At 72.8% G+C, this 12,610-nt stretch carries 10 protein-coding genes; 9 read left to right on the top strand and 1 reads right to left on the bottom strand.

What is annotated here, in order from left to right:
• Positions 1 to 27: 27 nt before the first annotated feature.
• The 5 genes from KBX34_RS01845 (at position 28) to KBX34_RS01825 (ending at position 4,830) form a co-directional block, all read left to right on the top strand.
• Positions 28 to 1,203: a cysteine desulfurase family protein gene (locus KBX34_RS01845; RefSeq protein ID WP_141908138.1), complete on the top strand. Its 1,176-nt coding sequence runs from the start codon at positions 28 to 30 to the stop codon at positions 1,201 to 1,203.
• Positions 1,204 to 1,271: 68 nt separating this feature from the next.
• The gene (gene mnmA, locus KBX34_RS01840) at positions 1,272 to 2,345 is read left to right on the top strand and encodes a tRNA 2-thiouridine(34) synthase MnmA (protein ID WP_210922882.1); all 1,074 of its coding nucleotides are present in this window, start codon (positions 1,272 to 1,274) and stop codon (positions 2,343 to 2,345) included.
• A 37-nt stretch (positions 2,346 to 2,382) separates the two neighbouring features.
• On the top strand, positions 2,383 to 3,387 hold the full coding sequence (locus KBX34_RS01835) for a methionine synthase (RefSeq protein ID WP_210922881.1): 1,005 nt from the start codon (positions 2,383 to 2,385) through the stop codon (positions 3,385 to 3,387).
• 36 nt (positions 3,388 to 3,423) lie between these two features.
• Complete coding sequence (locus tag KBX34_RS01830; protein WP_172861962.1) at positions 3,424 to 3,789, top strand: VOC family protein; 366 nt, start codon at positions 3,424 to 3,426, stop codon at positions 3,787 to 3,789.
• Positions 3,790 to 3,819: 30 nt separating this feature from the next.
• A complete protein-coding gene (locus KBX34_RS01825; protein WP_210922880.1) occupies positions 3,820 to 4,830 on the top strand; it encodes an ADP-ribosylglycohydrolase family protein in 1,011 nt (336 codons plus the stop codon).
• 157 nt (positions 4,831 to 4,987) lie between these two features.
• Here KBX34_RS01825 and KBX34_RS01820 read toward each other — a convergent pair whose 3' ends face one another.
• A complete protein-coding gene (locus KBX34_RS01820) occupies positions 4,988 to 5,551 on the bottom strand; it encodes a type II toxin-antitoxin system PemK/MazF family toxin (protein ID WP_231927239.1) in 564 nt (187 codons plus the stop codon).
• Between the two features lie 148 nt (positions 5,552 to 5,699).
• Between KBX34_RS01820 and ligA the strand changes: the two genes are divergently transcribed.
• From ligA to gatA, 4 genes are all read left to right on the top strand, one after another.
• Positions 5,700 to 7,835, top strand: coding sequence for an NAD-dependent DNA ligase LigA (gene ligA / locus KBX34_RS01815; RefSeq protein WP_210922878.1), 2,136 nt, complete (start codon positions 5,700 to 5,702; stop codon positions 7,833 to 7,835).
• 158 nt (positions 7,836 to 7,993) lie between these two features.
• Positions 7,994 to 10,576 (top strand): bifunctional diguanylate cyclase/phosphodiesterase, encoded by a 2,583-nt coding sequence (locus tag KBX34_RS01810; protein WP_210922876.1) that lies wholly within the window; start codon positions 7,994 to 7,996, stop codon positions 10,574 to 10,576.
• Positions 10,577 to 10,733: 157 nt separating this feature from the next.
• Positions 10,734 to 11,039: an Asp-tRNA(Asn)/Glu-tRNA(Gln) amidotransferase subunit GatC gene (gene gatC / locus KBX34_RS01805; RefSeq protein ID WP_099851058.1), complete on the top strand. Its 306-nt coding sequence runs from the start codon at positions 10,734 to 10,736 to the stop codon at positions 11,037 to 11,039.
• 76 nt (positions 11,040 to 11,115) lie between these two features.
• Positions 11,116 to 12,591 carry an Asp-tRNA(Asn)/Glu-tRNA(Gln) amidotransferase subunit GatA gene (gene gatA, locus KBX34_RS01800; protein WP_088946530.1) on the top strand — a complete coding sequence of 492 codons (1,476 nt, stop codon included), beginning with the start codon at positions 11,116 to 11,118 and terminating at the stop codon, positions 12,589 to 12,591.
• Positions 12,592 to 12,610 lie beyond the last annotated feature (19 nt).

Here is a 12,610-nt window from a genome sequence, read left to right as displayed (position 1 = left end):
GAGGTGTCGGCCGTAGGCTGAACGGTGATGGCTTACCTGGATCACGCGGCGACGACTCCGATGCTCGATGAGGCACTGGAGGCGTACGTCGCTACCGCCCGCGAGGTCGGCAACGCGTCCTCCCTGCACGCGGCGGGTCGCCGTGCCCGTCGCCGGGTCGAAGAGTCGCGCGAACGGGTGGCCGCTGTCCTCGGCGCCCGGCCGTCTGAGGTGATCTTCACCGGTGGTGGCACGGAGAGTGACAACCTCGCGGTCAAGGGCATCTTCTGGGCCCGCCGGGGAGCCGGCTCCGACCGCCGCCGGGTGGTCTCCAGCGCCGTCGAGCACCACGCGGTGCTGGACGCGGTCGACTGGCTGGCCCAGCACGAGGGCGCCGAAATCGGCTGGCTGCCCGTGGACGCCGCCGGTCGGCTCGACCCGGAGGATCTGCGCGCCGAGCTGGCCGCGCACGCCGACCGGGTGGCCGTCGTCACCGCGATGTGGGCGAACAACGAGGTGGGCACCGTTCAGCCCGTCGCCGAGCTGGCCGCCGTCGCCGCCGAGCACGGTGTGCCGTTCCACACCGACGCCATCCAGGCGGTCGGTCAGGTGCCCGTCGACTTCGCCGCCAGTGGCGTCGCCGCGCTGACCGTGACCGGGCACAAGCTGGGCGGCCCGACCGGGGTGGGTGCGCTGCTGCTCGCCCGGGACGTCGCGGCCACGCCGCTGCTGCACGGCGGCGGGCAGGAACGCGACGTACGCTCCGGCACCCTGGACACCGCCGGCATCGTCGCCTTCGCGGTCGCCGTCGAGTCGGCGGTGAAGGGCCAACAGGAGTACGCGGCCCGGGTGGCCGCGCTCCGGGACGACCTGATCGAACGGGTCCGTCGGGCGGTGCCCGAGGTGATCTACAACGGTGACCCGACCGACCGGCTGCCCGGCAACGCGCACTTCTCCTTCCCGGGCTCCGAGGGTGACGCCCTGCTGCTCCTGCTCGACGCGCAGGGGATCGCCTGCTCGACGGGGTCGGCCTGCTCGGCCGGGGTGGCCCAGCCGTCGCACGTGCTGCTGGCGATGGGTGCCGACGACGACCGCGCCCGCTCCTCGCTGCGCTTCACCCTGGGTCACACGAGCACCCAGGCCGACATCGACGCCGTGGTGGCGGCCCTCCCGGCGGCGGTGGACCGAGCCCGCCGAGCTGCCGCCCTCCGCACCCCCCGCTGACCCGGCTCCGGGGGGTTTTCCGAGCTGGTGGATAGGGTTGTCGTGGGGACGGGGAAGGGAGTGGGCTGGTGAGGGTTCTGGCGGCTATGTCGGGCGGGGTTGACTCGGCCGTGGCGGCGGCGCGGGCGGTGGCGGCCGGGCACGACGTGACCGGCGTGCACCTGGCCCTGGCCCGCAACCCACAGACCTATCGGACCGGGGCGCGGGGCTGCTGCACCCTGGAGGATTCCCGGGACGCGCGGCGGGCCGCCGACGTGATCGGCATCCCCTTCTACGTGTGGGACATGGCCGACCGCTTCCACGAGGACGTGGTGGACGACTTCGTCGCCGAGTACGCCGCCGGTCGCACGCCGAACCCCTGCCTGCGCTGCAACGAGAAGATCAAGTTCACGGCGGTGCTGGACCGGGCGGTGGCCCTGGGCTTCGACGCGGTGGTCACCGGTCACCACGCCCGGCTCGGCCCGGACGGGCTGCTGCGGCGCAGCGTCGACATCGCCAAGGACCAGTCGTACGTGCTGGCCGTGCTCACCCGCGAGCAGCTGGACCGGTCGATCTTCCCGCTGGGCGACTCGACCAAGGCGCAGGTTCGCGTGGAGGCCGCCGAGCGTGGCCTGGCGGTGGCCGACAAGCCGGACTCGCACGACATCTGCTTCATCGCCGACGGTAACACCCGCGGCTTCCTGGCCGGCCGGCTCGGCGAGGCGCCCGGCGACGTGGTGGACGCGAGCACCGGCGCGGTGGTCGGCAGTCACAGCGGCGCGTACGCGTACACGGTGGGGCAGCGGCGCGGCCTGCACCTGGACCGGCCCGCCCCGGACGGCCGACCGCGCTACGTGCTCTCCATCACCCCGAAGACCAACACGGTGACCGTCGGCCCCGCCGAGGCGCTGGAGGTGTCCGAGGTCCGCGCCATCCGTCCGGTCTGGACCGGCGGTGCACGCCCGGACGCCCCGGTGGAGTGCGAGGTGCAGCTACGCGCCCACGGCAGCGTGGTGCCGGCGACCGTCGCCCTCGACGGCGACACGATGCACGCCGAGCTGCGCCAGCCGGTACGCGGCGTCGCCGCCGGTCAGGCCGTTGTCGCGTACCGGGCGGACCCGGCCGGCGACGTGGTCCTCGGCTCCGCGACCATCACCGGCTGACCGCACGGCCTGGGTGTTCGCGGGATAGCCTTCGGCCGTGACAGATCAGGCGTGGCCCTGGCCGGCCGGCGCGGCAACCGGAATTGGTTCGCTGCCCGGCACCGACATCGGCGAGGCACAGCGGGTGATCCTCGGTGAGCTTCCCGAGCTGCCCCACCTGCCCGAGTTGCCGGCCCGTGGTCCCGGCGCGGACATGATCGGCCGGTCCGCCGGGCTGCTCGTCGAGCTGCCCGTCGAGGTCTACGCCGGGCGGTGGCGGGTCGCCCCACGCTCGGGCCGCGACCTGCGCCGGGCCCTTGACCTGATGGAACGCGACCTGGACCAGCTCGCCGAGCAGGCCGAGGATTACGCCGGGCCGATCAAGGTGCAGGCCGCCGGTCCGCTCACCCTGGCCGCCTCGCTGGAGCTGCCGATCGGTGGCCGTCTGCTGCGCGACCCCGGCGCGGTCCGCGATCTGACCGGCTCCCTCGCCGAAGGGCTGCGCGCGCACGTCGCGGCGGTGGCCCGACGGCTGCCCCAGGCATCGGTGCTGCTCCAGCTGGACGAACCGTCGCTGCCGACCGTGCTGGCCGGGCGGGTGCCGACCGAGAGTGGGCTTGGCGCGTACCGGGCGGTCGACCCGGTGGACGCTGCCGCTCTGCTGCGCACTGTCGTCGAGGCGGTCGGGGTGCCGACGCTGGTGCACTGCTGCGCCCCGGACGTGCCGCTGGAGCTGATCCGCTCCACCGGCGCCGTCGCGGTCGCCCTCGACCTCGACCTGGTCACCAAACTGGACCCGCTGGGCGAGGCGATCGACGCCGGCCTCGGGTTGCTGGCCGGGGCCGCACCGACCCGGCCGCCGTCGGCCGGTGGCACGCCGACCTCCGCGCAGATCGCCGATCGCGTACGCCAGGTCTGGGACCGCCTCGGCTTCCCTCGTCGGCAGCTGGCCGAGCAGGTGGTGATCACCCCGGCCTGCGGTCTCGCCGACGCCACCCCGGAGTACGCGCGCGCGGTGCTCGCGGCCTGTCGGGAGGCCGGTCGGCGGCTCGCCGAAGACTGAGGTTTCCTGTCGTACCCGGTGGGCAGGATGACGGTCATGATTGGACAGCTGCGTTCAGTGGTGATCGACTGCCCGGACCCGCGGGCGTTGGCGGCGTTCTACTCCGAGTTGCTCGGTGTGCCTTTCGCCGAGGGTGACACGGACGACGACTGGGTGGTGCTGGGCGGGCCACCCGGTCACCAGCCGCGTCTCGCCTTCCAGCAGGCACTCAACCTACGGCCGCCGGCCTGGCCGGACCCGGAGCGTCCTCAGCAGTTCCACCTGGATGTGACGGTGGACGACATCGAGAGTGCGGAGAAGGCCGCGCTCGCGCTCGGTGCTCGGCGGTTGCCCGGTGAGGGCGAGGGCTTCCGGGTCTACGCCGATCCGGCCGGCCACCCGTTCTGCCTCTGCTGGGACTGAGCCTGACGGGGGTTGCGGCGGCCGGGCATCATGGCCGCCGTGATCCCTACCTCTCCGCTGCGCGCCTCCGGCTCACTCTTCGGCCTCGCCTACGGTGACGCGCTCGGCAAGCCGACCGAGTTCCTGACCGTCGCCGAGATCCAGCACCGTTATGGTCCGACCGGTCCACGGGAGCTGTCCGGCGAGCCGGCACTGGTCACCGACGACACCCAGATGGCCCTCGCGGTGGGTTGGGCGCTGCACGAGGCGCCCGCGCTCACCCCGGAGGCGGTGGAGCCACTGCTGCGGCAGCGTTTCCTGGCCTGGGCGGTCAGCCCGGACAACAACCGCGCCCCGGGCATGACCTGCCTGCGCGCCTGCGCCGAGCTGACCCGGGGGGTGCGCTGGCAGGACGCCACCGTCATTGGGTCGAAGGGGTGCGGCGCCAACATGCGGGTCACCTCGGTCGGGCTGCTCAACGTCGACCTGGACACGCTCGCCGGCCTGGCCCAGCTACAGGCCGGGATGACGCACGGCCACCCGACCGGGCTGGCCGCCAGCGAGCTGACCGCGTACGCGGTCTTCGCGCTGCGCGCGGGCGCCACGCTGCCCGAGCTTCCCGCGCTGCTCACCGAGCGGGCACTCGCCCAACGCCTGATCTACCGGGAGCGGTGGCTGGGCGACCTCTGGCAGCGCGCCGACTCGCGTTCCCCGCAGGAGTTCATCGCCCACGGTTGGGACGAGTGCCTGACGGTGCTGGGCCGACTGACCAACGCCCTGGGCCAGCCGGACGACGGCGGTGACCCATGCCGGGCCACCGGCGAGGGTTGGGTCGCCGAGGAGGCGCTGGCCACCGCGTTGCTCTGCGCCGTACGGCACGCCGACGACCCGGTCGCGGCACTGGCCCGGGGCGCGACCACCGCCGGCGACTCCGACTCGATCGCGGCCCTGGCCGGCGCGTTCGTGGGCGCGGCCGCCGGGATGAGCGCCTGGCCGAGCGGGTGGGCCGACCGCATCGAGTACGCGGACCAACTCGCCACCCTCGCCGAAGCCTGGGACTGACCCGCCCGGCCCTGGCCCGCCCCTGCCCTTCGGGCATGATCCACTCGGGTTCCTGGAAGTCGGGGTGTCCCACGGTCTCGGACGCCGCGCTTTTCAGGAACCCGAGTCGATCACTCTCTTGGGCAGTGCGACCAGGCAGCTACGACGCAGCGGCTGGTCAGGGGGTGGGCAGGTGACGCAGGCTGCGGACCTTCTTCCACAGGTCGGCGTCGCAGCGCCCGGCGTGGTCCTCGAAGGCCGCCGAGTTGAGTCGGATCGGCTCGGTCAGGCTCAGGTAGCTGTCGTGTTCCGCGCCGGGGTCCCAGTCGCGGGTGGGGATCCGCACGTGGTCGTCCCGGTCGCTCTTGTCCTGGCTGGTGATCTTCAGGACGTCGGCGCCCCGGGAGTCGGCGCGCAGCACCAGACAGGGACGTACCTTCGATCCGGTGCCGTCGGCGTACGGCACGTCGGCCCACCAGATGTCGCCCGGTGCCGGAGCACCGGCCGGCCGTCCGGTGTCGCGCGAGCGCGGCTTGGTGGCCGGTCGATCGGCGCCGCGTGGCCTCGGTGCCGTGGAACGTCGGCCGGGGCGGCCGCCCCGACCCGGCCGGGTGCCCGGACGGCGGTTGGCCACCCGGTGTCGCCAACTGTTCCACGCCCAGCCGGCGGCGACCGCCAGCAGGATCGCCACCGCCCAGAGCAGCGCCTCGGGCATTCGTACCTCCGCCTCTCGGCGACCCACCGGGTCGCACCGTCCGGCGATCCTCGCACGCCGCCGCCCGTGCCGCCCGCCAACCCGGCGCGGGTGGGCGACGGATTGTCCCACCGGCCCGATACGGTGCCGGAGTAGCGTGATCAGGGAGGTCGCAGGCGTGTCCGAAGGTGGCGGTGTGTCCGAGGATCAGATCGGTCAGCAGGTCAGCCCGGCTCAGGAGGCGGCGGCCGGGGCCGAGCCCACGCCGCAGGCCCGAGAGCGGCACGCCACGCTCAGCCAGGAGCTGACCGAGCATCAATACCGTTACTACGTGCTGGACGCGCCGATCATCACCGACGCCGAGTTCGACAAGCAGTTGCGCGAGCTGGAGGCACTGGAGGCGGAGTTCCCCGCACTGCGGACTCCGGACTCGCCGACCCAGCGGGTGGGCGGCACGTTCTCCACCGACTTCACCCCGGTCACCCACGCCGAGCGGATGCTCTCCCTCGACAACGCCTTCGCCGACGAGGAGTTGGCGGCGTGGGCCGAGCGGGTCGAGCGGGACGCCGGTGGCGCGGTGCCCTACCTGTGCGAGCTGAAGGTCGACGGGCTGGCGATCAACCTGACCTACGAGAACGGCCGGCTGGTCCGCGCGGCCACCCGGGGTGACGGCCGCACCGGTGAGGATGTCACCGCCAACGTCCGCAGCATCCGGGACGTGCCCGGCCAGCTCACCCCGTCCGACGACTTCCCGGACGTGCCCGAGCTGGTGGAGGTGCGGGGGGAGATCTACTTCCCGGTCGCCGCGTTCGCCGACCTCAACGCGGGCCTGGTGGAGCAGGGCAAGGCGCCGTTCGCCAACCCGCGCAACGCGGCGGCGGGCAGCCTGCGGCAGAAGGACCCGCGGGTCACGGCCTCCCGGCCGCTGCGACTGGTGGTGCACGGCATCGGGGCCCGCCGTGGGTTCCAGCCCACGGCCCAGTCCGAGTCGTACGCGGCGCTCAGGTCGTGGGGGTTGCCGACCAGCGACCGGTGGCGGGTCGTCCCGGATCTGAGCGGCGTGGCCGAATACATCGCGTACTACGCCGAGCACCGGCACGACGTCGAGCACGAGATCGACGGCGTGGTGGTCAAGGTCGACCCGGTCTCCATCCAGGGCCGGCTCGGCTCGACCAGCCGAGCGCCGCGGTGGGCGATCGCCTTCAAATACCCGCCCGAGGAGGTCACCACCAAGCTGCTCGACATCGACGTCAACGTGGGCCGCACCGGGCGGGTCACCCCGTTCGCCGTCCTCGAGCCGGTGCGGGTGGCCGGCTCGACCGTCGCGCTCGCCACCCTGCACAACGCCCGTGAGGTGGAGCGCAAGGGGGTGTTGATCGGCGACACGGTGGTGCTGCGCAAGGCCGGCGACGTGATCCCCGAGGTCCTCGGCCCGGTGGTCGACCTGCGGCCCGCCGACGCCCGACCGTTCGTCATGCCCACCACCTGCCCGGCCTGCGGCACCCCGCTCGCGCCCTCCAAGGAGGGCGACGTCGACATCCGTTGCCCCAACACCCGTAGCTGCCCGGCCCAGCTGCGCGAGCGGGTGTTCCACCTCGCCGGTCGCGGGGCCTTCGACATCGAGGCGCTCGGCTACAAGGGAGCTGCGGCCCTGCTGGACGCGCAGGTCATCGCCGACGAGGGTGATCTGTTCCAGCTCGACGCCGAGCAGTTGTCCCGGTCCCCGTTCTTCGTCAACAAGGACGGCAGTCTGGGCAGCAACGCCGCCAAGCTGCTGGACAACCTGGCCGTCGCCCGCGAGCGTGACCTGTGGCGGGTGCTGGTGGCGCTCTCCATCCGCCATGTCGGCCCCACCGCCGCGCAGGCGCTCGCCCGGCACTTCCGCTCGATGGAGGCCATCGACGAGGCCAGCGAGGAGGAGCTGTCCTCTGTCGACGGGGTCGGGCCGACCATCGCGGCCAGCATCAGGGAGTGGTTCGCGGTGGACTGGCACCGCGAGGTCGTCCGCAAGTGGGCCGAGGCGGGCGTACGGATGGCCGAGGAGGCTGTCGACGAGGGGCCGCGCCCGTTGGAGGGGCTGACAGTGGTGGTGACCGGCACGCTTGCCGGCTACTCACGGGACCAGGCTGCCGAGGCCGTGCAGAGCCGGGGCGGCAAGCTCAGCGGGTCGGTCTCCAAGAAGACGAGCTTCGTGGTCGTCGGGGACAACCCCGGGTCCAAGGCTGACAAGGCGGCCAGCCTCAAGGTGCCGGTGCTGGACGAGGACGGGTTCCGGTTGCTGCTGGACGCGGGCCCGGAAGCCGCGCGGGAGGTCGCCCAGCCGGGCGGGTGATCCCGGTCGCGGCCTGCGGCGGCGACTGACCGCGTATACCAACTTAATTACGACTACGACCGATTCGTGACTGTCATACCGGGAAACTGGGGGCCGAGGGCGTTTCATTGGGTCACGGCGTACCGCACCGGCACGCCGACTGTCGGTCGGGAGGTGTGGTGGAGGTCGCGGATCCACGCAACTCACTCCCGCCGGGACGGGCCACACCGTTCGCCATCTTCGTCGTCGGCATCCTGGTGGTCGCGGCGCTGACCGCCGCCGTACCCCTCGCGTCCCTTCCGGACGAGGTGTCCCGGCTGCCGGTGGCGTTCTGGACGATGGCCGCTCTCGCCGTGGTCTGCGACGCCCGGCCGTTCGTCCCGCCGGGGCGTCGGCAGACCTCCGCGGTGTTCCCGTCCACCTGCTTCACCTTCGCGATCCTGCTCGGGTGGGGCCTCGGCCCCGCGGTGGTGGTGCAGGCGATGGGGGTGATCGTCTCGGGCTGGCGGATGCGGCACGCAGCCTGGCGGACGGCGTTCAACGTCGGCCAGTACGTGTGCGCCCTCGCCGCCGCGTACGGGGTGATCCAGCTCGGCTCGGGCACCATCTTCTCCGGCGGGCGGTTGCACTGGACCGACGTGGTCGCCGTCGGCGGTGCCACGTTGGCGTGGTTCGTCGTCAACTACGGGCTGGTCAGCTGGGCGGTGCGGCTGCGTTTCGGTGATCGGTGGTGGCCCACGCTGCGCCGGGGCCTCGGCTTCGAGTTGCTCTCCACCGGTTCACTGCTGCTGCTCGCCCCGGTGCTGGTTGCCGCCGCGCGGGTCAGCGCGGCGCTGATCCCGCTGGTGCTGGTGCCGCTCTTCGCGGTCTACCGGATGGCCCGGCTGACCGTCGAGCAGCAGCACCTCGCCGCCGCCGACCCGTTGACCGGTCTGCCCAACCGCAAGGCGCTGCTGGCCGAGGTGGCGGAGCAGGTGCACCTGCACGCCGAGCGGACGGCCCGCGGCGAACCCGACGGGCAGTTGGCGCTGCTGCTGATCGACCTGGACCGTTTCAAGAACGTCAACGACGCGCTCGGGCACGCCGTGGGCGACCGGCTGCTGGTCGAGGTCAGCGCCCGGCTCACCGACGTGCAGCCTCGACCACAGATGATCGCCCGGCTCGGCGGCGACGAGTTCGCCATCGTGATGACCGGCCTGACCGACGTGGGTCAGGCCAGGGAGTTGGCCGACCAGGTGGTCCAGGCGCTGGCGGAGCCGGTGCCACTCGACGGGCTGCCGTTGGACGTGGGCGGCTCGATCGGGATCGCCCTCTTCCCCGAGCATGGCGAGGACTTCGCCACCCTGATGCGCCACGCCGACGTGGCGATGTACGACGCCAAGCACCGCAACGACACGGTGGCCGTCTACGCCCCCGAGTCCGACCACAATTCCGCCGAGCGCCTCGGCCTCCTCGCCGACCTGCGCCGGGTGTTGGAATCCAGCCCGTCGAGCGAGTTGTTCGACACCGACCCGGCGGACCAGGCCGACGGGGCTGTCGACGTACCCCTTGCGGCGACGGCGGAGGTGCGCGGCGGTGACGGCGCGGCGCTGCCCGTCGGGTCCCCGGCCGAGGCCGCACCCCACGCGGACCCGGCACCGGCGGTCGCCACGGCACCGCCGACCACCAACCGGTGGTGGGGGCGCCGTCGGCGCAACGACGCCGAATTGGTGCACGCCGACGAGTTGATCAACCGGATCGCGACCGGCGCCGACCCGATCCGGGGCCGTGGCTCCCGTTCCACGGTCACCGGCACCCGCTCGGGCCTGACCCGGGAGCGACGCGCGGGGGCCGGCAACGGCCGCCGGTCACCGAACGGGAGCACGGTCCCCGCCAGGGGCAACGGCGGCCTCGGGCGGCGGAGCGACATCGGGACAGGCGGCCCGGGCCACCCGGTCGAATCGACAGGGTGGGCGCACGCGGACGGTGACACGGCAGAAGACGCCGGGGAAATCACCATGTACTACCAGCCGCAGATCGCCATCGCGACCGGCGAGGTGGTCGGTGTCGAGGCCCTGCTGCGGTGGCGGCATCCCCGGCGGGGCATGGTCGACCCGGAGGAACTCATCCGGGTCGCCGAGCAGAGCGCGGTGATGCGACTGCTCACCCGGCGGGTGGTCGACGACGTGGTGGAGCAACTCGCCAAGTGGTCGGCGGCCGGCATCGGCCTGCGCGCGGCGCTGAACGTGAGCGTGCGCGACCTGCACACCGGCGACGTCGCCGACCAGATCGCCGACCGGCTGGCCCGCTACGGGGTGCCTGCCGACCGGCTGCAGGTGGAGATCACCGAAGGTGCGTTGATGGCCGACCCGCGCCGGGTGCTGGCCACCATCTCCCAACTGCACCGGATCGGGGTGGCCATCTCGTTGGACGACTTCGGCACCGGCTACTCCTCGCTGCAACACCTGCGCCGGTTGCCGTTGTCCGAGGTGAAGGTGGACCGGTCGTTCGTGCTCGGCATGGCCGAGGACGCCGACGACGCGGCGATCGTCCGATCGATGATCGAGTTGGCGGGCGCGCTGGGCCTGCGGGTGGTCGCCGAGGGCGTCGAGGACGAGCGGACCTGGCGGATGCTGCACGCCGCCGGCTGCGACGCCGCCCAGGGCTGGTTCTACGCTCGGCCCATGCCGGCCGAGGAGCTGGTCACCTGGCTGGCCCGGTACCGGCCGGTGCGCCCGAGCGGGCCCCCGCAGTCGGACATCGGCCGCCGCCCCACCCGCTGACCCCTCCGCCGGCATGGCATTCCGGCTGCCGGAGGGGGAGTCGGGGACGCGGCACCGGAGCGGAACAATAGACTCGCTCCGGTCACCGCGCGTCACGCTCCACCCGTCGCGCGGCCGGCACACCGCCCGACCAGCAGGACATCAGAAGGGGGCACGGATGGCCGCCATCTCCCGCGAGGAGGTCGCGCACCTGGCGCGCCTGTCGCGGCTCGCCGTCACCGAGGAGGAGCTGGACATGTTCGCCGGCCAGCTCGACGTGATCCTCCAGGCGGTCGCTCAGGTCGGCGAGGTCGCCGCCGCGGACATTCCGCCGACCTCGCACTCGGTGCCGCTGACCAACATCTTCCGCGAGGACGTCGTCACGCCGTGCCTGACCCCGCAGGAGGCGCTGTCGGGCGCACCCGACGCCGAGGACCAGCGGTTCCGCGTACCGCGGATCCTGACCGAGGATGTGGCCTCATGAGCGAGCGCCAGCGAGTGAATCATGGTTGCAGCGCGGTGGTGCCTCATGGCGTCATGGAGCGAAGCGGAGTGACGGCATGAGCGATCTCACCAGAATGACCGCGACGGAGATCGCGTCCCTGGTCGCCGGGGGCGAGACCTCCGCCGTCGAGGTGACCCGGGCGCACCTCGACCGGATCGCGGCGGTCGACGACCGGGTGCACGCCTTCCTGCACGTCGACACCGACGGCGCGCTCGCCGCGGCTCGCTCGGTGGACGAGCGCCGGGCCGCCGGCGAGGAGCTGGGCCCCCTCGCGGGTGTGCCGGTCGCGGTCAAGGACGTGCTCGCCACGCGGGGCGTGCCGACCACCGTGGGCTCGAAGATCCTGGAGGGCTGGCGCCCGCCGTACGACGCGACGATCGTGCAGCGGCTGCGCGAGGCCGGCACGGTGATGCTCGGCAAGACCAACATGGACGAGTTCGCGATGGGCTCCTCCACCGAATACTCGGCGTACGGCCCGACGCACAACCCGTGGGACCTGAGCCGGATCCCGGGTGGGTCGGGCGGTGGCAGCGCTGCCGCGCTGGCCGCGTACGAGGCGCCGCTGGCGATCGGCTCGGACACCGGCGGCTCGATCCGCCAGCCCGGCGCGGTCACCGGCACCGTCGGTGCGAAGCCCACCTACGGCGGCACCTCCCGGTACGGGCTGGTGGCCTTCTCCTCGTCGCTGGACACTCCGGGCCCGTGTGCCCGTAACGTGCTCGACGCGGCCCTGCTGCACCAGGTGATCGGCGGGCACGACCCGCGTGACTCCACCTCGATCCCGCAGCCGGTGCCGGACGTGGTGGCGGCGGCGAAGCTCGGCGCGACCGGCGACCTGACCGGTGTGCGGCTCGGCATCGTCAGCGAGTTCGTCGGCGAGGGCGCCGAGCCGGGTGTGATGGCCGCGTTCCGCGAGTCGGTCGACGCTCTCGCGAAGCTGGGCGCGGAGATCGTCGAGGTGTCCTGCCCGACGTTCGCGTACGCGCTGCCGGCGTACTACCTGATCGCCCCGAGCGAGTGCTCCTCCAACCTGGCCCGGTTCGACGGCGTCCGGTTCGGCCTGCGGGTCGGCGACGACGGCAACCGGTCGCTGGAGGAGGTCATGTCGCTGACCCGCGAGGCCGGCTTCGGCCCGGAGGTCAAGCGCCGCATCATGATCGGCACGTACGCGCTGTCGTCGGGTTACTACGACGCGTACTACGGGCAGGCGCAGAAGGTCCGGACGCTCATCACCCGGGACTTCACCGCCGCGTTCGAGCGGGTCGATGCGCTGATCTCGCCGACGACCCCGTCGGTGGCGTTCCCGATGGGCGCACGGACCGCCGACCCGTACCAGATGTACCTGGCCGACCTGTACACGATCCCGACGAACCTGTACGGCGGGCCGGGCATCTCGGTGCCCTGCGGCATCTCCGAAGGGCTGCCCGTCGGCCTGCAGGTGATGGCCCCGACGATGGCCGACGACCGGATGTACCGGGTCGCCGCCGCGTTGGAGTCCGCAATCGGCACGTTCACGCCACCGGCGTTGTAAGCCCCGCAAGCGGTCGAGG

This window comes from Micromonospora sp. M61 (genome assembly GCF_018070245.1).
Classification (GTDB): Bacteria; Actinomycetota; Actinomycetes; order Mycobacteriales; family Micromonosporaceae; genus Micromonospora; species Micromonospora zamorensis.
Note: the sequence above shows the minus strand (reverse complement) of the source record. Positions and strands in the feature narration are given on the sequence as shown.

Excerpts from the sequence above, each read along its gene's own strand:
- KBX34_RS01845 (WP_141908138.1), top strand. The coding sequence starts at position 28 with ATGGCTTACCTGGATCACGCGGCGACGACTCCGATGCTCGATGAGGCA.
- KBX34_RS01830 (WP_172861962.1), top strand. The coding sequence starts at position 3,424 with ATGATTGGACAGCTGCGTTCAGTGGTGATCGACTGCCCGGACCCGCGG.
- KBX34_RS01825 (WP_210922880.1), top strand. The coding sequence starts at position 3,820 with ATGGCCGCCGTGATCCCTACCTCTCCGCTGCGCGCCTCCGGCTCACTC.
- gatC (WP_099851058.1), top strand. The coding sequence starts at position 10,734 with ATGGCCGCCATCTCCCGCGAGGAGGTCGCGCACCTGGCGCGCCTGTCG.
- gatA (WP_088946530.1), top strand. The coding sequence starts at position 11,116 with ATGAGCGATCTCACCAGAATGACCGCGACGGAGATCGCGTCCCTGGTC.